The following is a 22,487-nucleotide window of genomic DNA, read 5'->3' on the forward strand; positions in this document are numbered from 1 at the left end:
CAGGCCGTTGTCTTTGTGACTCGCTGCCCTTGTGGCTGACTTCCTTTGCGAATCGTTGTTCCGGTGGTCATCCGGGCCTCCTACGGTCCTGAACATGATCCGTAGGCTCCAGGTCGCGGTGTCGGCGGCCCTCGTGACCGGTACCGTCGCCTTCGTGTTGCCACAATCCGAACCCGCGATCGCCGAACCCCGTGTCCGCGAACCCATCGTCATCGGCCACCGGGGCGCCAGTGCGCACCGGCCCGAGCACACCCTGCTCTCCTACGAGGCCGCCATCGCGCTCGGCGCCGACTACATCGAGCCCGACCTGGTCGCGACCAAGGACCACGTGCTGGTCGCCAGGCACGAGAACGAGATCGGCGCCACCACGGACGTCGAGAACCATCCCGAGTTCGCGGACCGCCGGACCACCAAGACCGTCAACGGCAGGTCCATCACCGGCTGGTTCACCGAGGACTTCACGCTCGCCGAGCTGAAGACCCTCAGGGCCGAGGAGCGCATCCCCGACCTGCGCCCGGGGAACACCGTCTTCAACGGCCTCGCGGAGATCCCCACCTTCGACGAGGTGGTCGAGCTGGCACGGCGGCACGGGGTCGGGGTCTACCCGGAGACCAAGAGCCCGAGCTACTTCGACTCCATCGGTCTCTCCCTGGAGGAGCCGCTGCTGGAGGTGCTCGGCAGGCACGGCTGGAGCGGGAGCGGCGCCCCGGTCTTCATCCAGTCCTTCGAGACCGCCAACCTGCGCGAACTGAGCAAGATGACGGAGCTGCCGCTGATCCAGCTGATCACCGCCGGCGGCGCCCCGCAGGACTGGATCGCGGCCGGAGACCCGCGCACCTACGACGCCATGGTCACCCCCGCGGGGCTGCGTGAGGTGGCCGGTTACGCGGACGGCGTCGGCGTCGACACCCGGCGGATCGTGCCGGCGGGACCCGACGGCCGCCTGCTGCCGCCCACCACGTTCATCCGGGACGCCCACGAGGCGGGACTGATGGTCCACGCCTGGACCATCAGGAACGAGAACTCACACCTTCCGCTGGACTTCCGGCTGGGCGACCCGGCCAGCCCGGCCTTCCCCCGGGCCACCGGCGACGTGATGGGCTGGCTGGAGAGGCTCTACCGGCTCGGCCTGGACGGCGTCTTCGCCGACGACCCGGGCATGGCCAGGGCGGTGCGGGCGCGGGTGTTCTGACCTGCTGGGTTCGGTGGCCGTCCGGGCTCCGAGAGCCGTCGGACCGCCGCCGTCACACGGGGGTTTCGCGACGGCGAGGCCCCTGTGCTTTTTGCAGTGGGTTGCGTTCACGGAGGTGGTGTACGAGTTTCTCCAGTTAGTGGGCGTGGCGCCAGCAGGATGACATAGAACCAGAGAAGACCTATGCGACCTGCTGCTGGTCGCCCCGCGCCCACACGAAGGAAGCTCCGGCATTCGCGCTACGTGACAATAAGGACGACGGGCTCCTGCCGCGTTCCGACACCGCCGACACGATTCGCCGCCTGTTCGCTCACAGCTCCGACTTGGGCATCGTCAGTTTCCGCATTGCGGATGAGACCGGCTATACGCAGCGCCGCCACGTTCCCCGGCTCCGTACCGGTCAACCGCTGCGCGCCTCGGAGGTCACCACGTTCCTCGGCGGCGGCAACGCCATCCGCATGGCGGTGGTGGACGATATCGGTACCTGGCCGGAGTCGTTCTTCTACGCGCACGAGGAAACCGACGTGGCGTGGCGGGCGCTGGACGCGGGCTGGCGCATCGAATACCGCCCCGAGTTGGTGTTGCAGCACCATCGGACCTCTCCGACACGCCATGCCGTGTACTTCCGTATGGTCGCCCGCAACCGCGTCTGGCTGGCCAGACGCCACCTGCCCGCAGCTCTGATACCGATCTACCTTGCCACTTGGACCGTGATTACCGTCGTCCGCAGACCTCCTTTGGCCGGGCTCCGAGCGTGGGGCAACGGGTTCATCGAAGGGTGCACCACATCGTGTGGAAATCGCCGCCCAATGCGGTGGAGCACGGTCTGGCGCATGGCACGCTTGGGACGTCCGCCACTGATTTGAGGAGTTCCGACCGAGGCGGCAAAGACGGTCGGCCGATACCGGTGTCAACGGCGTATCCGGCAAGCTCTGCGAACGGACCCGTAAGGCCCGCTTATGCCGCTCACGGAGCGTCTCTTCTTTGTCCCCTGTACGAACCGTGAGCTATTGATCCACTCTTATGCGGCTCCCGTACCGAGGTAGCCTCGGGGACCATCTGGGCCGGGATCCTGTGCTCGGGTTCAGGCAAGAGCCAGGACGGCAGGAGGAACGGGTGACTGGTCAGTCGAGCACTCACGGCATCGAAATGCATCCTGACCGGGTGATCAAAACCTTCGAGTCGTGGAGCCGCGGTGAGCACAAGCAGGAGTGGCGTGCGCTGACCTTGCTCGCGGAGTATGCGCCTGACCTGGCTCCACTGCCGCTGGAGGCCCGTCTGGAGGCAGAGCCTCCCGTGGTGGTGATGTCGCGCCTGGACGGTGTCTCGCTCCGCGGACTGGTTGTCACGTCCGAGCAGATCGAAGCGATGGCCGAGGCGATCACGACTCTGCACCGAGCGGTTCCCATGCGGGTGCTGGCTGACTTGGCGCCTTCCGCATGGAATCCGTCCGTGGCCGTCGCCAAGGCCCAGAGACTCCAAGCAGCAGCCCCCGATCTCGGTGATGATCCGGTGGTAGTCGAGGCGTTCGCCGCCGGCTCGAAGTGGCTCGCCGGTTCCCAACTGGATCAGCTGGCAGTGGAGGTGACCCCTGTGTTCGGGCTCTCCGACAGTAATCTGACCAACTACCTGTGGGACGACAAACGTGTCCGGCTGATCGACTGGGAGGACTCCGGACGCAGCGACCGTGCCTTCGAACTGGCGGAGGTCATCGAGCACATCTCGCAGGTTGACGGTACGTTCGACGGTCCCGCGCTGCTGGCACACCTCGATCTGACCGCCGCCGAGGCGGCTCGGGTGCTGGCCTTTCGACGCCTGTTCGCTTTCTCATGGATGTGCATGCTGGGTCCCGGCAGTCTTTTCTCCGCGCGTAACCCGTGCGGCACCCTGGAGCGTCAGGCAAAACGGCTTCTCGGCTTGCTGAGCTGACAGGTCCCCGCAGGTTATTGAGCAGGCCTGACCTCCGAGATCCCTCCGAGGTGTGGACACCCCTGGCAATGGATCTTGTTCCATAGAGGGAGCCTTCGGGGGCACGACCGTCGAAGTTCGGCGAGGAGTTCAAGCAGGACGCGGTGAGGGTCCGTACGACGGGCTGCGCTGATGTGGCACGGGAACTCGGGATGAACCGCGAGACGTTGCGCACCTGGGTGCGCGAGGCCGAGACCCAGGGCAGTGACATGGGCGACGGCCTGGCCAAGGCCGAGCGCGACGAGCTCGCCCGGCTGCGCAAGCGGGTCGCCGAGCTGGAGGTCGAGAAAGAGATCCTCCGCAAGGCAGCGGCCTATTTTGCGAAGGAGATGGATCGTTGACCAGCCGCTTCAGGTTCATCTCCGCACACGTCGGCTACGGCATCGCGCGGCTGTGCAGGATCCTTAATGTCCGCCGAGGCTCCTTCTCCGCCTCGCTCTTGCGTGTCTTCGGCCCGGACGGTTTGGCGGCCAGGGCTTTCAGCGCCCCCGCATCACAAGCCTTGCGCCACTCGATGATGTGCGAGTGGTACAGCCCTTCGCTGCGCAGCAGCGCACCTTTAGCCCCCGGTTCGGTCGCCGCGTCGTAGGCCTCGACCATCGCCAGCTTGTACTCCGGCGTGAACGAGCGCCGCTTCGGCCGATCCGATCGAGGCCTGTCACCCTTGCCCACCTCACCATCATCGGCGAGATCCCCACGAAGGTCGGCCACAGTCAAGGTCACTGTCTGAAAAATCCTGTTCTCGCCCTGCTTGAGTCACAGAAGACTACTTCGTCCCCAGGTCTCACGAGAGTCTGACAGAGAGGGCCCGGCTGCGCGAAGCCGACGCCGACCACGCACAGATCCAAGCCCTGCTCGGACACGCCTCCATCGAAACCACCGCCCGCTACTTCCGCGCCTCGGCCACCGAGGTCGCCGACCTCATCGACCGCGCCCTCGACTACTGACCCACAACCGACGCGAGCGGCTAGGGTGGTCCGCTGATCACGCTGTCGGCCACCAGGGGTAGTGTGCGACGGCGTTCAGTTATGGCTCGCGTCGCCTGCTGGCTGGATCACGTCCTTCTTTCCAGTTGATCAGCGCCTCGGGGGAGACGCGAGCATAGCGGGCGAGGAAGGCCACGGAGGTGTGGCCAGAGTAGGCGAGCAGAGTTGAGGTGTTGACGCCGTCTTCGGCGGCGTGGGTGAGGGCGGCGCGGCGTAGCTGGTAACGCCATGGTCGAGGATGCGCGGTCCGGCACCCCCGTGAAGGTTGAGGGCACTGCGTCGACTCCCATGGCCAGTCCGAAATCGGGTTTGGCATGACCAGGCTGCTGGGCTTTGACCTGCTGCCCCCGCGTCATGCAGCTACCCCCTAGAAAATGAAATTCCTACCTCACATACATTATTTGCGATATCGCAGTATGGCGGAAAGCGCGACCGCCAAGGTGTAGGCCGCCGCATAAGCCAGGGTGATGTGCAGAAAATCCTTCCACTCGAGTCGCACATTCGCAACGATCATAATTATTGCATAAACGACATTCGCCACGAATAGCTGGAAAACTCCCAGCCAAAACATTCGTCTCAAATAACTGGGTATGGACTCGCTGGCCACAACACCTCCGACCGATGTGCAGGAAGAGTTAAATTCCCGCCGTCGGCGTCATGGCTTGCCGACGGCGGGAATGATTTAATCCATCAGGATCGTCGCTTCTTTAGGAGGTTATTTAGTTTTGAACCGCCGCCGACTCTAACCAGTCGAGAGCCGACTGTCACGCCATCTAGGTGTCCGATGTAGACAGCTTTAGGATGAGTCACCTTCCCCCCCTTGGGAGGATCTTGCCACCAGCTGGTCCATGTACCCCCCGCTAGATTTGGAGTCCACCGGACAACTAGTACTTTTCCTTCTTTGTAAGATGCGTTGATGATCCCTGCTATAGCTACCCCTATGCCAGCTGCCACTGCCCCACAGGCGACTTGAACTCTTTTATCCTTGGCCCAACCGCACATGGAGCCAGCAGCGCCCGCTCCCGCGCCGATGGCACCCAACCATCCAACTTCTTTTACATACTTCGCCTCCGCAGGGGAGAAGACGAAAGTGAATGTGCCCGTTTTCCAGTCGTAGTAGACGCCGAACATGCCGTTGATGTCGGAGCAGTTGATTGGATCTGCGTAACAATATTCGTACGCGTTGGCCGACCCTCGCACGACAGGATCGACTTGCAGGAAGCGTGCCGTGATCGGGTTGTACAGCCGAACCCCCATCAGAATCACCCCGGCGAGAGCATCGGCTGATCTCTGATGACTGCCAAGCCAGCCGTACCGCACAGGGTTGACAGTGTTTTCGGTGCGAGGGAGACCATATTCGGTCTGCTCGAAATAGGCACCTATTCCGCTGGTGAGCGTGCCGGCATCAGCGGTGGCAACGACATCGCCATCCAGGTTGGCCAGTTGCAGAGTGACCTGACCGGTGGAGTACTGGATAGCGCCCAGTCCTCCGGCAATGCCTTCGAGGTTGCGGCTCCATGACCCGTCAGCCTCGGCGATCCAGACGGGTTCGTCACTACTGCTGTCGTAGTGGTTGACCAGGGTGCCCGGACGAGTACCGCCGGTCTGTACCGTGCTGCGGATGCGACCTTCAGGATCGAGGGTGAAAGTACGGTTGATACCGGCCTGCTGCATGGAGGCGACCATGTCATTGGCGTGGTAGCCGACACTTAGATCGCCACCGCCGGAAGCGTGCGCCGCGGGCACGGTGGTGGTGCGGCCAAACGCATCATAGGCATAACCGGGGCTGGTGAGCCGATCGGCCTCGTCATAGGTGTAGGACACGGTGGCCGGGGTGCCCGTGGTGGCGCATTCACCGCTCGCGCCGGGGGCGTAGGTGTCGAGACGGCTGCGGTTGGTGTTCGGGGTGAAGGCGTAGGCGCGGGTGGTGCATCGCTGGTTGTAGGTGTCGGCGACCTTGGTCAGGCGCCCAACGGTGTCGTAGGTGTAATCCTGCCGGCTGAGCGGGCTGGTGGCCTGGGCGATGGTATTGCTGGTACCCGGGGTGTTAGTGAACTCCAGCCAGCGCGTCTGATCCTTGGCATAGGTCAGGGCGACGTTCCGCCCGGCGTTGTCATAGCGATACTCGGCGACCAGCGAGTTCGGGTAAGCCTGCTGGACGAGTTGCCCGTCTTCGCCGTAGACACCCTGAAAGGCGCCGACGCCGGGGGTATCAACCTTGGTGAGCAGGCCCCGGCGCTCCTGGCGGCCCCGGTAGTCCGTACCGTCGTAGGTGTAGGTGGTGGTGCCCTTACCGTCGGTGGCGGTGGCGACCTTGTCGTCGAGGGTGTAGGTGGCGGTGGAGGTGTTACCGTCGGCGTCGGTGTAGGACACCGCACGACCGAAAGCGTCGTAGGCGGTAGTGGTCGATACCGCGCCTGTGGTGACGCCGGTGACCAGGCCGGTGGCCGGATCATAGGTGGTGGTGGTCTCCGGCACCGGGGTGCCGCCTTCGGCCTCCGGGGTCACCGTGGTCTTGAGCCCGATGGATCGTCCGGCGGCGTCGTAGCGGGTGGTCACCGTACGGGTGATTGTTCCGGCGGTTTCGGTGCCGATGGTCGGCAGGCCGAAGTGGTTGTAGGCGACGGCATGTGAGATAGGTAGTGGTTTGCCGGAGGAGGGCTGGGCCTTCGGCCCGCTCTGGCAGACCAGGCCTGCCCACTCGGGTTTGCGGCATTCCGCAGGGCCGGAGCCGTCGGCGGTGTAGTAGGTGGTGACCGTGGTGCCCGCGTCCGCGCCGTTGCTCTGTGGCGTGCGCTCTTCGATCACCTGGCCTTTGGCGTTGTAGCGGGTCTTGCGGACCAGATCGGCCTGCCCATTAACGATGGCAGTGGAGCTGGTCGCACCCCGCAAGTCCCAGCCGGATTTGTCGCCGCTGGAAATCGGGTCGTAGCCGACCTTGGCCGTGCGGGTGTCGGCCGCACCCGGGGTGGCGGTGCCGTCCAGGACGACCGGCCCGTTTTGGGCGGTGGTCACCAGGTGGTAGCCGATGTTCGATTGGGGCTTGCCTTCGTCGTAGGTGAGAGTGGTGTGTTCTCGGACGGTCGCGTACGCACCGGAGGCGAGTTTCACCTGATGGGCCGGACCTTCCTTGGTGAGAAGGTCGCTGTCGGTGTTGTAGGTGTTCACCAACGCCAGCAGGTTGGCCCGCTCGGCCGAGTCGCTGCGGCCGCTCACGTACGGGTCGGTGTCGGCTGTCGGCGTCAGTGCCTGAGCACGGTTGCTGGCCGACAGTTCCCAGACGGTATTGCCCTTGTCGTCATAGCGGTTAGATCCGACCTGCCAGGCTCCGGCCCCATAGTTGGCGACGTTGACCGGACGGCCGTTGACATCCATGTAGCTGATCTCGCTGTGCTCCCAGTCGCTCGCTGTCGGCTGATAAGCGCCACTGCTACCTTGTACAGGTAAATGCGAGGCAGGGAACACAGCCGTGCCTATGGTGGGTAGGTCCACAGCCTGACCCCACTTCGCCGTCTGCGTCATGGTCAGGTCGATGGGTGCGCCGGTGCCGCCGATCGGCACATCGTAGGCAACCGCCCATGTGGGGTCGACAGCGCCGCCTTCGCGCTGGACATGGGCCAGGCGACCACTGGTGTCGTACTCCATCCGCCAGGGCGCCAGTCCCGGCGGGGTGATCTGGGAGATACGGCCCTCGGCGTTGTAGTAGTAGGTCGCCGTCAGAGCAGTGCGTGGGTCGGTGACCTGGCGCAGGTGACCGGTGGAGTCGTAGAGGTAAGAGGTGAGTACGGTGGTCTTCATCGCGTTCGACTCGGGATCGAAGGCGGTGAAGGAGACGTTCTTGGCCAGGTCCTTGTAGTCACCCCAGCCGGAACCGGTGCCGGTCGCGGTAGTTGTCGCCGCGTAGGTAATTTCTAGTGCACGGCAGCCGGCCACGAGTGTCGCACCACACGTCACCCCGGTAGGGGCTGGAGCCAGAACGCGAGTCACTCGGCCCTGACCATCACGGTAGTAGGTGACTGCGGACTCCGTAGCGGGTCCCTCAGCGCGGGCGATGACCCATTTGCCGTTCGACTTGGTGTAGGTGGTCTTCGCCCCGCTGGCGTCGTTGACGATTAGTTCCTCGGCGCCTGCTGTGATCTTTGAACCGTCGGCCGCGTCACCGATCCCGGAGAAGATTTCCCCGTTACGGACGTAGGTCAGGGTTTCTCCACTGGATCCCACAAGCTGCATGGAGTCGGCTGTGCTGGTGGGCGCGAATTCCGCGATGCCGGATGGAGCCGCTGGGAATCCAGCACGCCACCCTGGGCCGAAGATCTTGTTCTCCGCCAGTTGCTCGTCCTGCCGGTTGGCCGCGGGATTAAGAGTGGTCAGAGTGCGGCTGACCTCGACACCGAACAGGCTTGCATCAGAGGCCTTCAGGGAGAAGTCGCCGGTCTGCAACGCGACTTCACCGGGACCGATCTTGGCGGTGGCGTAGGAGCCACCGAACGCTGAGCGGTCCAAGGTGACAGTGACCGGCTTTGAACATGCTTCCGCGGCGGACCCACCGGACAGGCATGCCCGTAGCTCTACCGCACCATCGGCGATATTGGCATCACCAAGGGTCTTGGCCAGGTCCCATGACAGTTCGGAGAAGTCCTTGGAGGTGTCGGTACGGGTCTGAGGCCATGAGGCGATCGGCTGCCCCGAGCCGGGGATGGTCACGTCGGCCGGCGGCACAGCCGAGTATGTGGTGGCTCCTGAACCGGCTTTGCGGTACTCATACCGAATCGAGGTGCGAGTGGAAGGTCCGGCACCGATCAGGGAGACCGATCGCTGCGTGCGGGACTTGTCCTTAGGGCTGGTCATCCCGCCCGGGCCGATGCCGAAGCTGGCAACGAATGCCGTTGAGGTGTTGTGCGCCTTGTCTCGTGCTTTGGCGTAGAAGGCGTGTCGGCCGTCTGGGAGGTCAGCGATGTCGACATAGACGGTGGCGAACTTTTTAGAGGTCATATCACTGGCGGTTTGCGCGTTAGGTGTGGACGGGTCGTCCATTCCCCACAGGAACTCGATCGTGTCCATGCTCGGAGTGGAGAGATCGCATCCCACAAGCTGCTCACCTGTGGTGCGGGTGAGCCAGTAGCCACCGTCGAAAGAGCAAATATCGGAGTTTGCGGGGGCTTGCGGTGGTGTGGCGTCCACTTCGAGTACCTGCCATGGTGACCAGGCCGAGTAGTCGGTGCCGTTGTAGGAACGTACCCGCCAGCGGATCTTCGTCCCGTCAGGGATCTTGCTGGCTGGGACGGCGACCTTGGCTTCCGCGCCGGCCTGGATCCCTGAGACGCTGCCCGACCACAGTTGCCCGGTGGTGCCGGACTCCGGGTCGCGCTCGACGACGTAATCAGCCCGAAGCAAGCCGCCTTGCGGGTTGTTCACCCAGGCGCGCAGAGTCGGCGTGGTGGTGTTGGTGTAGATCTTCTGATTCACCACGGCGACCGGAGTGGTCCGCGCCCCTTGGGTGGACGGCGTGGCCCCGTAGGTGACGACCAGCTTGGGGGCGTACTGCGCCCCGTCGGAAGAGCTGTAGAACATGCGGGAGTAGGAGTTGCGCTCGTAGACGGGGTCTTCGGTGACCAGCCGAAGCATCACTCCATGCCTGGGTGCTCCGGAGGCCCACGCTTGAACGATTTCCGTCATCGGCCATGTCCATGTTCCAACGGGTACGCCTTGGGCGCAGGAGGCGGGCTCCTGCCCTAGTTGCTCGCCGCTGGTCGTTGTCGTCGGGCCAGGCCAGTTCGCTCCAGAACCAGTGGAACTGGTGGCACGCTGGACCTTGACGGTCTGCCCGGTGAAACAGCCCCAGCTTTCGTAGCCGCTCTGCAACTCCATCCGCGCATCGGTGATTACCTGACCGACGAGGGACGTGGTGTTGAAGTTCAATACAGCGCGCTCGAACAGGCGCGTGTTGGCCTGGTACCAGTCATTGGTGCCCACCACGAGTCCGCCGTGTCCGCTGTTTGGTGACCGGACGGTCCACTCACCATAGGCCGAGAGCGTCACCGTAGGGTCAACCGTGACCGGGTACTGCGTATCTGGATCGGCCAGGAACTTCGCGTCGGGCTTCAACAGCAGCGTCTGCTGTCCGTCCTGGACTTCGATGCTGGTGTCGATCTCGGCTTGCTCGCGTTCCGTTCCCGCAGGTTGTGCGGTGTTGGCGGCAGGCGAGTCGTACATGAACGGTTCGGGCGCGGAAGCGACGATCTTGCCCTTGGTGTTGGTGAACTTCAGGCCACCCTGCTCGGTCATGGCGAGCTTCAGGCCGTCGGTCTTCACCGGGATCTTGAACTCCACCGGGCCAGGCGGGCGTTCGCGAAGGATCACATCGTGGCGGAATCCCGTAGGTAGTGCGGTGACGACAAGGTCGGCGTTGGGGCCTGCGGCATTGGGGTAGGTGGCGACGTTGCCCTTGATCGTCGGCTTGGGCAGCTCGGTGGGCCATCCCAGGGTGAACGACTGTTTGTCGTCGTAGGTCATCTTCGCCATCGGCCGGTCTTGCCCGCCGGCGGAGAATTCCAGCTCCGCTTTGGCCGCGCGTGGCCGGAGCACGCCGTTGTCCTCGATCAGGGTGGTGTCAACCGGCACCCATTTATCCCCCTGCTGGACCCGGGCGATACCGCTCACGGTTTCAGCGGTGAAGGTGGAGTTCGGGTTGGCGTAGGTGAGAGTCGATTCCGTCGTCTCGTCGGTGATCAGGACACGACTGTTTTGCAATCGCGCTGTCAGCGCCGCTGACACTCGATCCGGGCGCTCGCTTACCTGTTTGGTTGGGGGCGACTTCGGCTGCGGGGTTGGCGAGGTCGCTGATGCTTCGGCCACCTGTGCTGATGAGGTCAGGAGAGCGGTTGTGAGCCCCATGATGAGGACTCGTTCGAGTGATGTACGCCGGCGTACCGGTGTGGAAGAGCGGACCGATAGGGGGGAGTCCACCCAACCTCCATTCAGAAATGAGGAGCAAAACGATCAAACTGTATAAGCAAGATCAGAAGTCAACTAGGGTGATTAACATCACAAAAAGTGCATATCGGGTAGAGGTTTAGCGCGAGAAGAAAACGGTCATCCCGAACTGGGCTGTAATCGAAAATGCCTGACGCAGTGCACCGTGATCAAAAGGTGCTTTCATCGGCAAGAAAGCGGGCAACGCGATTTACGCACGCTCATAAGCCATGCTGCCAAGCGATACGAGAGTGTCAGTGGATGCGTCATGGGAGCGTCAGTGATGCTCAGTTATGCGTGATGTGCTGACCGGGCGGGTCTGCTGGCCGCTAGATGGAGGGCTTGGCCTAGCTCGCGAAGCCGTCCAAGGCGGTGGAAATCGCCTTGGCCATGGTGGTGCTGCCGGTGTGCCCGGAGTCGTCCACCACGACGAGCCGCGCGTTAGGCCAGACCTGAGCCAGTTGCCAGGAGTTCTCCAGCGGCGCGCCCAGGTCGAAGCGGTCGTGGATGAGCACGCCGGGGATGCCGGCCAGCTTGTGCGCGTCGCGCAGCAGGACGCCTTCCTCCAGCCAGGCGGCGTTGGAGAAGTAGTGGGCGCAGATACGGGCGAAGGCGAGCAGAGCGGCGGGCGGGCGGTCGCTGTAGGCGTTCGGCTTGCCGTTGACCTTCAAAGAGATCACCGCGTCATCCCATGCCGTCCAGTCGTGAGCGGCCTTGGCCCGCACGGCCGTGTCGGGGTCGGACATGAGCCGCGCGTAGGCGGCCAGCAGGTCGCCGTCACGCTCGGGTGCGGGGACGCACTCGCGGAAGCGCTGCCACTGCTTGGGGAAGAAGCGGCCGACGCCGCGGTAGAGCCAGTCGATCTCGGAGCGGCGGGTCATGGTGACGGCCACGATGACCATCCCTGACACCCGCGCTGGGTGGGCTTCAGTGTAGGCGAGCATCAGCGTGGAGCCCCAAGACCTGCCGTAGAGCAGCCACCGGCCGACACCGAGATGCTCGCGCAGCCGTTCCATGTCGGCGCAGGTGGTGGGTGGCGTTGGCGGTCAGATCAGCAGCCGGGGCACTGGCGTGGGGCAGGCTTCGGCCGCAGTTGCACTGGTCGAACAAGATGATGCGATGGCGCTCGGGGTCGAAGCTGCAGCGTCGGCTCGGAGTGCAGCCCGCGCCGGGGCTGCCATGGACGACGAGGGCGGGCTTGCCCTCGGGGTTGCCGCACATCTCCCAGTAGACGAGGTGGCCGTTACCGGTGTCGAGGTGACCGTGCTCGTAGGGCTCGATCAGAGGATGCATCGCTCGAAAATATCCGTGTCGCGACCACTGGCGCTCTCGTGACGCCGTCACTGACGTCCGATGTCGCAGCCCGCTGACACTCTCATGCCGCTTGGCACCCGGGACTCCTAGGGCTCCCCGCGGGGCCGCGTGAAATGAGGTGCTCTGCGGTACTCGTCGGGCGTCGATCTCCCTGGCCCTGCCTAGCCGAGAGTTGAGCACCACGACCCGGTCGGCGAGCAGCACCGCCTCCTCGATTTTCGGTGCCGAACTTGATCAAATCTTTTTGATCAAGTTCGGCACCTGTCCAAGGCCGTTCTCCCTGCCGAATCTTCGCCCGAGCCATCCGTTCTCAGGCGACCTCGACCATCTGCTCGACGTCGTCCAGCGGGCGCAGCTCGTCGGCGTAGCTGACCGAGACGCGGCGCATCACGCCGCTGTCGCTGATCGAGTACTGGCCCAGGCGCCAGAGCGGCGGCGAGTAGGCGTGGATCGAGACGCTGCCGTGCACCGCGCCGTTCAGCCGGTGGATGTGGTCGGGGCCGAAGGAGAAGGACTCGCCCTGGGAGATCGCGGTCTCCAGGTGCTCGCCGCCGATCCGGGGGTTGCACTCCAGAAGCGTCCCGGCCACCACCCGGACCGCGCCGGAGGAGGTGTCGTGGTCGTGCCAGCCGGTGTCGTCCTCGGGCCGCCAGCACAGCAGCCAGATGTCGACGTGGGAGTCACGGTAGAGGGAGGCGTAGTGGCGGCCCCCCTCCTCGGGGAACTCGACCTGGTCCTCCCACCGGGAGGGGTCGGCGGCCAGCTCGTTGACCAGGTCGAGCAGCTCGCGCCGGTCGAGGACGCGGGCGGGCAGGGCTTCGTAGCTCATCAGGACTCACCGCCGGACGGCTTGGAGCCGCGGCTGTCCACTCGCCTGGCGATCTCGCCGTACGGGGCCGTCGTCGCCGGGAGCGCACAGCTCTCACGGCCCTGGGACTGGTTCACTAACGCGACTCCTTTCGATCCAGTAGACGGTTGGGATTGGTGACCGCGATGGCGTGCCAGGCGGCGTCGCCGAGTCCCGGGTCCGGGGCGGCGGCATAGGGCTGGTCGGAACCGCTGACCACGACGTCGACGCCGAGCTCGCGGATGATCGCGTCGATGGCGCGCGGGCCGTAGGAGGAGGTCTCCAAGAAGATGCCGGGGTCGACCTGCCCCCGGCCCTCCCCGCCGCGGTTGGCCAGGCGCTCGGAGTGGAGCGGGGCCAGCCCGGCGAGCAGTGAGAAGCAGACCCGCAGGCGGGGGTGGCGGGCCCGGCCGAAGGCGGCGAAGGCGTACCAGGCGGCGTGCATCTGCTGCACGTACGGCACGACGGCGGGCCACCAGCCGGGCACCCCGGCCCCCTCGGGTTCCTCGGCCTCGGGGGCGGGGCCGGGGTGCACGAAGAGCGGCAGGTCGCGCTCGGTGAGCGCGTCGAGCAGCGGGGCGACCCTGGCCAGGCCCGCGGCGTCGCGCACGGCGGTCGCGGGCAGCTGGAGCCCGGCGAACCTCCGCCCCGCATGCCGGGTGTCGAGGCTTCTGGCGAGCCTGTCCGGATCGATCTCGCTGAGGCAGGTCGCCGCCCAGGCGCCGAACGGCGCGGGCAGGGCGAGGGCGTCCTCGTGGTAGGCGTCGATGATCGGCCAGGCGTCCTCGGGCGGTAGCGATTCGATGCCGAGCGGGCTGGACAGTGACACCAGGGCGAGGGCGAGGTCCGAGTTCAACGCGAGGCGCGCGGCGAGGTCGTGGTCCGCGGGGTTGACCTCGTAGGGGGGCTCGCCGTCCGTGTGGAGGGTCCAGCCGTCGAGGCGGGGGGCGGCCGTGCGGCGCCTGAGCGCGTCGACGAAGGCGGGCGTCCACAGATGCTGGTGAACGTCGACGGTCACAGCCGTCCTCCTCCCGGCCTATCGAGGTATTCCCTACCTACAATATAGGTAACCGCTCTCACCATGGTACATCCAACAGTGACACGGTTCAGTGAACCGTTTCAGTGAACCGTTTCACCTACTATTATGTCAATACCTCCGGAAAGATGTGATCCGCCCTGGAGCGCGCTCCCAGAGGCCCTGAGGAATAGGCTGGTCCGATGCCCCAGCCTCGGAAACGAGCGACCATACGTGAGGTGGCGAAGGCCACCGGCCTGTCACCCGCCGCCGTCTCGTACGCGCTGCGCGGCATGCAGGTCTCGGAGGAGACCATCGAACGGGTGCGCCAGGCCGCGGCCGAGCTCGGCTACGAGGCCGATCCCATCGCCCGCGCGCTGGCCAGCGGCAGAACCGGCATGATCGGCCTGCTCTGCGGCTCGCTGGAGGATCTCTGGCAGCAGGCGCTGGCCGTCGGTATCGGCCGCGCGCTCAAGGACAACGACCGCTACGCCCTGATCCTGGACGCCGCGGGCGATCCCGCCAGGGAGCACACGCTCGCCAGGCAGCTCCGCGACCAGCGGGTGGACGCGCTGATCGTGCAGCCGGTCGACCCCGCGGCACCGCTCTGGGCCGAGCTGTGCGAGGGGCTGCCGGTGGTGTCGATCGGTGACGCGCTGGCCGGCGCGCGCGCCGCGGGCGAGGTCGTCTTCGACAACAGGGCCGGGGTGACCCTGGCCCTGGAACACCTGCGCGAGCGGGGGCACCGGCGCCTGGCCGTCCTCACCTCGACCAGGGCCAGCACCCCCGACAGGCCCGCCGACGTGCACGTCATGGCCGAGGCCGGGCGGCTGGATCTGGACATCGAGCTGGTCACCGCCCCGCAGTCGCCGGCATCCGCTACCAGGGTCGCCGGCGAGATGCTCGACGCCGGGCACCGGGCGTTCTTCTGCTTCGCCGACTCGATCGCCTACGGCGTCTACGCGGCCTCGGCCGAACGGGGGCTGGTCATCCCGTCGGAGGTGTCGGTGATGGGCTACGACGACCACCCCATGTCGGGTCTGCTCACCCCCGGCCTGACCACCGTCGACTGGGACATCGACGGCATCGTCCGCGCCGCCGTCCGGATGGTGGTGGCCGCCGCCGACGGCAACCCGCGCCGCCGCCGCATCGTCCAGGCCCCCCAGCTCCACGAGCGCGGCTCGGTCGGCTGACCGGCGGGGAGTCAGCGAACGGCGAGGCCGGGCAGGAGCCCGCGTGCCACGTCGAGGTCGGCGTCCAGCGGGCGGTCGTCCAGCGCGGGATCGAGGGGCAGGTCGCAGGGGATGCCACGCAGGCGCAGGGTCCGTACGGAGGCCACCAGCTCGCAGGCCAGGACGATCTCCAGCGGCTCGACGGCGGCGAGCGCGGAGCGGGCCGCCTGCGGGGTGAAGCTCGCGTGGTCCTCGGTCCCCAGGGAGAGCACGGCGCCGCCCAGGGTGACGGGGGCGGCCAGATGGCGCAGCTCGGCCAGGGCGGAGTGCGCGACGTATTCGAGGATCATCACCCCGGAGCCGCCGGGGCGCTCGGCGAGGAAGGGGAGCAGCCCCGTGTGGGCCGGGTCGTTCAGGGTGGCGAGCCTGGCGGCGCTCACCGTCGCGGTCTGCACGAGCGCGGCCCGCAGGGCGTCGAGGGCGAGCGCGACCCGTGCCGAGTGGAAGTTGCCGTTGTGCCAGGCCCGGCCGTCGGCGATCAACGGGTTCTCCGGGGCCGCGTTCATCTCCTCGGCGACGGTCCGCTCCGCGTGGTGAAGAGCGTCGAGTGCGGCCCCGTGGACCTGTGGGAAGGCGCGGTAGCCGTACGGGTCCTGCACGCGGCGCGGGCTGGTGGCGCCGACCAGGTCGCGCAGCTCGGCCGCGACCGAGGTCTGCTCGGGGCCGCGCTGCACGACGGGGGAGAGCGGTTCCAGCGAGGCCTCGACGGCCAGGAAGGAGCGGGCCGCGACCGCGGTGGCGGCGGACAGCAGGACTTCCAGGCGATGGCAGGCCAGTGCCGCGTCCGCCAGGGTCGCCGCACCCGAGCTGATGAACGGCAGCGCGTCACCGGCGGCGAGCGCGAACCGGGGTACGGGCTCGTCGGCCCGCGTTCCGGCGGGGGGCCCGGTCTGTGTGCCCTCGGTCTGTGCGCTCCTGGAGGGAGGTCTCCAGGCAAGCTCGCCCACCAGGCAGAGCGCGGTGGTGGCCAGGGCGGTGAGGTCGCCGGTGCCGATGGCGCCGTAGGTGCGGATCGGCGGGGTCAGGCCCCGGTTGACGGCGGCGGCGAGTACCGGCAGGAGTGCGGGGTCGACCCCCGAGCCGCCGGCGAGCAGCTGGTTGAGGCGGACGACGAGGGTGGCGCGGGCACGGAACTCCTCGATCCGCGGTCCCGCGCCGCCCGCGTGGCTGCGGAGCAGGTCGAGACCGGCGGCCTCGGTCTCCACGTCCTTGTTGGCGCCCACACCGGTGGTCCGGCCGTACACCGGCCCTTCGAGCAGGGCGGCCGTCCGCCATGCCGCCCGCGCGCGGGCCGTGGAGCCCAGCGCGACCCCGGAGCCGTGAGCCGCCCGATCGACCTGCTCGCAGGTCAGGTGGGCGCCGTCAAGGAGGACGACCATCGGCTCAGTCGCCGACGATCGCGTCGAGGATCAGGTCGAGGATCCAGCTGACCAGGCCGATGACGATCGCGCCCCAGAACGCGGGCCAGAAGCCCTCCACGTGGAAGGGCAGGCTGAGCTCCTTGGCGATCCAGCTGGTCAGCAGGAGCAGTCCGGCGTTGACGACCAGGGCGAACAGGCCCAGCGTGAGGATGTAGAAGGCGCAGCCGAGCGTCTTGATGATGGGCTTGAGAACGGTGTTGACGACCCCGAACACCAGGGCGACGGCGAGGAGCGTGCCGATCTCCTTGACGGGGGTCTGCGCGGACACCGTGATGCCGTCCACGAGCCGGGTCGCCGCCCACAGGGCGGCGGCCACCACCAGTATTTTGATGATTATCTTCACGTTTGGGCATCCTCGCATGGATGGTCGGGCGGGCGGCAGATCTGCAGCCCGAGGTGGATATATAAGGACACTAGACACTTTGCTGGTCGGCTGAGCGCCTGCTGATCCGATCGATACCGAGCGCCACGGGCACGGCGATCATGGCGGCCGGGGTGGCGGACCGCGTCCCGGCATCCGTGCAAAGTTTCGCATCCATGACCAGATGCGGTCACGAAAGTGGCGAGATCTTGTCAGGTGCGTCGCCGCCTCGCGAGGAGGACCGCTACCGGATGGGAAAGTCCCAGATGAGAAGCGCGAATCGCCGAGGGGGGCCTCATCATGTCGGACGACCGACCATCCAGCGGCCGATCAGGAGATCAGTCCACCGGAGGCGGGACGGAACCCGGAAGCCGGCCCGTCCCCAAGCCGGGCCCGAGGCCCGGTCCCGCCCCTAAACCCGGCCCGGCTCCCAAACCCGGCCCCGTCCCCAAGCCGGGCCCCGGGGCCGGCCCAGGTTCGGCTCCCAAGCCTGGCCCTGGCCCCAAGCCGGGCCCCAAGCCCGGTCCCGGATCCGGCCCCGGCCCGGCTCCCAAACCTGGCCCCGTCCCCAAGCCGGGCCCCAAGCCTGGCCCCGGGGCCGGCCCAGGTTCGGCTCCCAAGCCCGGCCCCGTCCCCAAGCCGGGCCCCAGACCCGGCCCCGGAACCGTGCCGGAGACGGGAGCCGGGGGTGGCACCGGCGCCGGGAGGACCGCCGCAGCCGGGACCGCCGCCGTGAACGGGACGTCGGCGCGTGCCGCCGGCCGTACGGTGTCGCGGGAGATCCGGCTGGCGTCGCGGCCCTCGGGCTGGCCGGTCCCGGAGAACTTCGAGCTGGCCGAGGTCGAGTCGCCCCCTCCAGGGGAGGGGGAGATCGGCGTCCGCAACCTCTTCATGAGCGTCGACCCGTACATGCGGGGACGTATGAACGACGCCGAGTCCTACACCCCGCCCTTCCGGATCGGCGCCCCCCTCGACGGCGGGGCCGTCGGCGAGGTCGTCGTGTCGCGCTCGCCGGACCTCGCCCCCGGCGACATCGTCACCCACGGGTACGGCTGGCGCGAGTACGCCGTGCTCGACGCGGGGCAGGCCCGCAAGGTCGAGGAGGTCCCGGGCGTCCCGCTCTCCGCCTACCTCGGAGCACTGGGCATGACCGGCCTCACCGCGTACGTGGGCCTGCTCGACATCGCGCGATTCAAGGAGGGCGAGGCGGTGTTCGTGTCCGGCGCGGCGGGGTCCGTGGGCAGCCTGGCCGGGCAGATCGCCCGGCTGAAGGGCGCCTCGCGCGTGGTGGGCAGCGCCGGGTCGCCGGAGAAGATCGCGTACCTGATCCGCGATCTCGGCTTCGACGCCGCCTTCAACTACCGCGACGGCCGGATCGGTGAGCAGCTCGCCGAGGCGGCCCCCGGCGGGATCGACGTCTACTTCGACAACGTCGGCGGTGACCAACTGCAGGCGGCCATCGACGAGCTGAGGACGTACGGCAGGGTCGCGATGTGCGGCGCGATCTCGGTCTACAACGCCACCGAGCCGGTACCGGGCCCGAACAACCTCTTCCTGGCCGTGGGGAAGCGGCTCACCCTGCGGGGATTCATCGTCTCCGACCACCAGGCGCGGCTGCCCGACATGGTCGCCGAGGTGGGCGCCTGGCTCCGCGAGGGCAGGCTCGTCTCGATGGAGACCGTCGTCGACGGCCTGGAGAACGCCCCGCGGGCGTTCATCGACATGCTCCGCGGCGCCAGCACCGGAAAAATGGTGGTCAGGCTGGTGCGCTGACTGCGCGTACCGTCGATTGCGCATGATGGTCACAATCTCGGGGCAGAAGGGGCGTGAGGGGGTGGGTCTGTTGGAAACGGATGAGCTTGAGTCGCTATCGGCCCAGGAACTGCATGATCGCGCGGTCCACTACGCCGTGCATCACGGAGATCTCGGCTTTCTGTGGGAGTTGCTCTCCTTGATCCCGGCGGCGGAGGCGTCATCGGGGCACGGGGAGGAGACGACCAACGACCTCAGCCGGATCTCGGCCCTGCTCAGTGACGCCATGGTCTCGGGTCACGGGGAGCTGGGTGACGCGCTGCGCCCGTTCTACATCGAATACCTGTCCAAACATCCCGATGCCTGAGGCGGCCGTCCTCCCTCTGTAGGGTGATCCGCAGATCGAGGAAGGCCGAAAAGGAGCGTCATGGCGCAGGTGAGGGTGGAGCGGACCGAGGACGGGTTCGTGGCACGCAACGACCGCGGAGCCGAGGTCGCCATGGGCAGTGGCGACGAGCAGGGGACTTTCACCCCCGTCGAACTGCTGCTCGCGGCGCTCGGCGGCTGCAACATCGTCACGGTGGAGCCGCTGACGGCCCAGCGTGGCCACCGCATGGTCCGCCTGGCGATGACCGTTCAGGCGGAGAAGATCGAGGCGAGCAGGCTGGGGCCGATCACCATCAGCTACGACGTGGAGCTGCCCGAGGGCGACGAGAAGGCCGCCGAGGTGCTCCGCGCGGTGGCCCACCGCGTCGAGGAGAAGTACTGCACGGTGAGCCGGGCACTGCGGGAGGAGACCGAGGTCGGCCTCGAACTCCCCTGACCCAGGCCCGAGGTGGCCGATCGGCTCCCGGTCCGAGTCCGAAGCAGGCCGATCTACCTCCGGGAAGCCGGATTTTCGGGTATCCGGCGGGGGTTGACGGAGGCTTCGGTGATACCGGGTCAAGGTTGGGTGTAGGCGCAAAATCAACCTTTGGATGACGCGCCCGTTACATTTAGCCAGGTAGTGTTGTTGCAGGTCAAGGGGTCTGCGAAGCCCGGGGGGAGCGTTGCAGAGACTTTTCACCGGAAAAAGGACGCGAGGGGGATCGCGTTCCTGAGCGGAGCCGCCGGAGTCTTGGGGGAGACGATGGCAAAGCCCGCGAGGAGATCGGGGTCGGACAGTTGGGGGACTGTCCGGCCCCGAGTCTATTCCGGAGCAGGACGGCCGCCGGAGTCCTGAGGGAGACGATGGCAAAGCCCGCGAGAAGATCGGGGCCGGACGGTTGAGGGACTGTCCGGCCCCGAGTCTGTGTACGGGACCGGACAGCCGAGAACGGCCCGGCCCCGATCTTCTCGCGGGGAGCCGGGCGGCGGTCAACCGAGGTGCGGTCGCGCCGGAGCTGCTGCTAGAGTTACCCCCGTCGCAAGCGCCGCTAGCTCAGTTGGTTAGAGCAGCTGACTCTTAATCAGCGGGTCCGGGGTTCGAGTCCCTGGCGGCGCACTTGCAAGAAGCCCAGGTCGGCATCGTCGGCCTGGGCTTCTTCGTTTGCCGGCCAATCTGACGACGAGCCCTCCGGCCACCTGGAATGTTCGTTGGAGGGCCTCGCTGACCGGGCTCGAACCGGCGTCCACCCGGTCCCGAGCCGGGCGCTCTACCTCTGAGCTACAGCGAGGCCATGTCCATCGTGTACGGCACCGCCGGCCGGGCTCGAACCGGCGCCCACCTGGATGAAGAGCCAGGCGTTCTACCTCTGAACTACAGCGGGCCGCACCCCAGTGTGCTCGATACCGCGTGGCGGACGCCACCGAATAACGGCGGCGTCGCCGACGGGCTCGCACCGGCGTTCATCCGATCCGAAGCCCGGCGGCGCCACCGCTTACCTACGGCAGGGCCGCCGGCCTATTTTCCCGGAAGGTCCGTGGCGGGCAGATCGCCGACCACCACCCCGGAGGCCAGCCCGTGGCGGACGTCGGCGGCCAGTTCGGGCTTCACACTCCTGCCGCTGAACATCCCGGCACGCCGCAGCAGGGCCGCCCACACCGGATCGGCGATGCTCACTCCGTGCACCAGTTCGGGCGTCGGCCGGAACACCGCCACCCCACGTCGAGCCGCGGGCGCGGTCCAGCCCGTCCGCGCCGGGTCCAGCCCGGCCGTACGGCAGGCCGCCTCCACGACGGCACGCGTGCAGGCCGCGGTGCCGTCCAGCACCTCCCAGGGCGGCGGCAGCGCCGCCCACACCGCGGTGTTGGGGTCGACGTCGCCGCCGGTGCCGCGATGCCAGGCGGCCAGGTCGGCGGCCATCAGGCGCATCACCTTGCCCGGACAGGCCACCTCCAGCAACTCCAGCGCGTCCAGCGATGCCAGGCAGGCCAACCAGCCGGCCCGAGCCGCGTTGTAGGCGACCGCCAGGTTGTTCCACGTGGTGGAGTCGTCGCCGGGCCGTACGATCATCGTGGTGCGGTCGGTGCCGGGGTTCCAGCGGGCGCGTAGTACGTCGGCGCTGTGCCGCATGGCGGCCGACCACTGGCCAAGCAGCCGTCCACGCTCCTCGTCGGTCAGGCGTTCCAGGACGTCAGGGGCCGTCCGTGCCTGGGCGATCATCCACCAGTCGCTCCGGTCCGTGCATCGGTCGAGCAGGACCTGGGCGATCTCGTCGAACGGGTTCTCCCGCCCGGACAGGCTGAACTCCCGGCGCACCTTGCGCCGCGCGGTGTAGTACGCCACGAAGCACGCGGCGTCGACGTCGGTGATGAACCGCTCCACTGGGATGTCCGCGCCGAAGCCGGTGACACCCACCATGAGCAGGCGCCGCTTGTCCTGCTCGGTGCTCAGCGTGCCCGCCTTGGCGGCGACCCGGCCCAGCAACCTGAACCGGCGGTTGTACTGCCGCTTGGACAGATCCATGCCCGCCGCCTCCCGGGCGTCCCGGTTGAGCCGGTCGGCCAGGAAGTCACTGCGGTCCGGCGTCCACCGGATCTCGCGCCCCATGTTCGCCGCGAACTCCAGCAGCGATTCGGGATCGTCGGGGTCGACCTCCGCCGACCGTTCGAACAGGCGGCTCACCGCCGCGACCTGCCGGGCACCACCTACCGGCCTCGCGTAATCGGTGGACATCGAGGAGAACCAGCCCTCGCGGCGGGAGGAGTGCTTGGCCGCACGCTCCAGCACCACACGCTCGCGCCGCGACAGCTGCCCGTCCAGTGTTCGCAGCACCAGGTCGGCGACGTCCTCGGGCCGATACCGCCGATCCAGCGAGCCGTGCAACTCGGTGAGGATCTCTCGGCGGGACCGGTCTCTGTCCTTGTCCTTGCGGAACGTCATGGGAGTCATGATCCCGGCTGGTTCGATTCGACTTCGACTGGTTTATCCGGTCGCAGCTATCGGAGGGTCTGAACCGGAAGGCGGGGAGACACATGATCCCTGTGAAGGCCGTGAGTTCCCGGT

General features: G+C 67.1%; 15 protein-coding genes, 3 tRNA genes and 2 pseudogenes. 10 read left to right on the forward strand and 10 right to left on the reverse strand.

The window, feature by feature from the left end:
* Positions 1–94: 94 nt before the first annotated feature.
* The 4 genes and pseudogenes from ABT061_RS03350 to ABT061_RS03365 all read left to right on the forward strand — a co-directional run.
* Positions 95–1,192, forward strand: coding sequence for a glycerophosphodiester phosphodiesterase (locus tag ABT061_RS03350; protein ID WP_350912156.1), 1,098 nt, complete (start codon positions 95–97; stop codon positions 1,190–1,192).
* Between the two features lie 323 nt (positions 1,193–1,515).
* Positions 1,516–2,058: a glycosyltransferase family 2 protein gene (locus ABT061_RS03355; RefSeq protein WP_350912158.1), complete on the forward strand. Its 543-nt coding sequence runs from the start codon at positions 1,516–1,518 to the stop codon at positions 2,056–2,058.
* A gap of 250 nt (positions 2,059–2,308) precedes the next feature.
* A complete protein-coding gene (locus ABT061_RS03360; RefSeq protein WP_350912160.1) occupies positions 2,309–3,121 on the forward strand; it encodes a phosphotransferase family protein in 813 nt (270 codons plus the stop codon).
* A gap of 116 nt (positions 3,122–3,237) precedes the next feature.
* A pseudogene (locus tag ABT061_RS03365) lies at positions 3,238–3,501 on the forward strand (transposase); the annotation flags it as partial.
* A 34-nt stretch (positions 3,502–3,535) separates the two neighbouring features.
* Here the strand turns inward: ABT061_RS03365 and ABT061_RS03370 are convergent.
* Entirely contained in the window at positions 3,536–3,883 is a 348-nt protein-coding gene (locus ABT061_RS03370; RefSeq protein WP_350912162.1) for a hypothetical protein, read from the reverse strand.
* Between the two features lie 485 nt (positions 3,884–4,368).
* Between ABT061_RS03370 and ABT061_RS48330 the strand changes: the two are divergent.
* Positions 4,369–4,493 (forward strand): annotated as a pseudogene (locus ABT061_RS48330) (Tn3 family transposase); the annotation flags it as partial.
* A 343-nt stretch (positions 4,494–4,836) separates the two neighbouring features.
* On the opposite strand, the gene ABT061_RS03380 reads toward ABT061_RS48330, so the two are convergent.
* The 4 genes from ABT061_RS03380 to ABT061_RS03395 form a co-directional block, all read right to left on the reverse strand.
* Positions 4,837–11,040, reverse strand: a complete 6,204-nt coding sequence (locus tag ABT061_RS03380) for an RHS repeat-associated core domain-containing protein (protein ID WP_350912164.1) — start codon at positions 11,038–11,040, stop codon at positions 4,837–4,839.
* Between the two features lie 425 nt (positions 11,041–11,465).
* The gene (locus ABT061_RS03385) at positions 11,466–12,134 is read right to left on the reverse strand and encodes an alpha/beta fold hydrolase (protein WP_350912166.1); all 669 of its coding nucleotides are present in this window, start codon (positions 12,132–12,134) and stop codon (positions 11,466–11,468) included.
* A gap of 608 nt (positions 12,135–12,742) precedes the next feature.
* Entirely contained in the window at positions 12,743–13,261 is a 519-nt protein-coding gene (locus ABT061_RS03390; RefSeq protein WP_350912168.1) for a cysteine dioxygenase, read from the reverse strand.
* A 115-nt stretch (positions 13,262–13,376) separates the two neighbouring features.
* Positions 13,377–14,297 carry an amidohydrolase family protein gene (locus tag ABT061_RS03395; protein WP_350912170.1) on the reverse strand — a complete coding sequence of 307 codons (921 nt, stop codon included), beginning with the start codon at positions 14,295–14,297 and terminating at the stop codon, positions 13,377–13,379.
* Between the two features lie 236 nt (positions 14,298–14,533).
* Between ABT061_RS03395 and ABT061_RS03400 the strand changes: the two genes are divergently transcribed.
* Positions 14,534–15,487, forward strand: a complete 954-nt coding sequence (locus tag ABT061_RS03400) for a LacI family DNA-binding transcriptional regulator (RefSeq protein ID WP_350912172.1) — start codon at positions 14,534–14,536, stop codon at positions 15,485–15,487.
* An 11-nt stretch (positions 15,488–15,498) separates the two neighbouring features.
* On the opposite strand, the gene ABT061_RS03405 is transcribed toward ABT061_RS03400, so the two are convergent.
* Complete coding sequence (locus tag ABT061_RS03405; RefSeq protein WP_350912174.1) at positions 15,499–16,905, reverse strand: aromatic amino acid lyase; 1,407 nt, start codon at positions 16,903–16,905, stop codon at positions 15,499–15,501.
* A 4-nt stretch (positions 16,906–16,909) separates the two neighbouring features.
* Positions 16,910–17,290, reverse strand: coding sequence for a phage holin family protein (locus ABT061_RS03410; protein ID WP_350912176.1), 381 nt, complete (start codon positions 17,288–17,290; stop codon positions 16,910–16,912).
* 750 nt (positions 17,291–18,040) lie between these two features.
* Here ABT061_RS03410 and ABT061_RS03415 point away from each other — a divergent pair.
* From ABT061_RS03415 to ABT061_RS03430, 4 genes are all read left to right on the forward strand, one after another.
* Complete coding sequence (locus ABT061_RS03415; RefSeq protein ID WP_350912178.1) at positions 18,041–19,081, forward strand: NADP-dependent oxidoreductase; 1,041 nt, start codon at positions 18,041–18,043, stop codon at positions 19,079–19,081.
* A gap of 61 nt (positions 19,082–19,142) precedes the next feature.
* Positions 19,143–19,427: a hypothetical protein gene (locus ABT061_RS03420; protein WP_350912180.1), complete on the forward strand. Its 285-nt coding sequence runs from the start codon at positions 19,143–19,145 to the stop codon at positions 19,425–19,427.
* Between the two features lie 60 nt (positions 19,428–19,487).
* Complete coding sequence (locus ABT061_RS03425) at positions 19,488–19,883, forward strand: OsmC family protein (RefSeq protein WP_350912182.1); 396 nt, start codon at positions 19,488–19,490, stop codon at positions 19,881–19,883.
* A 586-nt stretch (positions 19,884–20,469) separates the two neighbouring features.
* Positions 20,470–20,543, forward strand: a tRNA-Lys gene (locus tag ABT061_RS03430).
* 100 nt (positions 20,544–20,643) lie between these two features.
* Here the strand turns inward: ABT061_RS03430 and ABT061_RS03435 are convergent.
* The 3 genes from ABT061_RS03435 to ABT061_RS03445 all read right to left on the reverse strand — a co-directional run bounded on the left by ABT061_RS03435 (position 20,644) and on the right by ABT061_RS03445 (position 22,364).
* Positions 20,644–20,715, reverse strand: a tRNA-Pro gene (locus tag ABT061_RS03435).
* Between the two features lie 20 nt (positions 20,716–20,735).
* Positions 20,736–20,808: transfer RNA gene (locus ABT061_RS03440), tRNA-Lys, on the reverse strand.
* Between the two features lie 134 nt (positions 20,809–20,942).
* Positions 20,943–22,364 (reverse strand): hypothetical protein, encoded by a 1,422-nt coding sequence (locus ABT061_RS03445; RefSeq protein ID WP_350912184.1) that lies wholly within the window; start codon positions 22,362–22,364, stop codon positions 20,943–20,945.
* Between the last annotated feature and the right edge of the window lie 123 nt (positions 22,365–22,487).

Source organism: Streptosporangium sp. NPDC002544, from assembly GCF_040295965.1.
In the GTDB taxonomy this organism is placed as follows: Bacteria; Actinomycetota; Actinomycetes; order Streptosporangiales; family Streptosporangiaceae; genus Streptosporangium.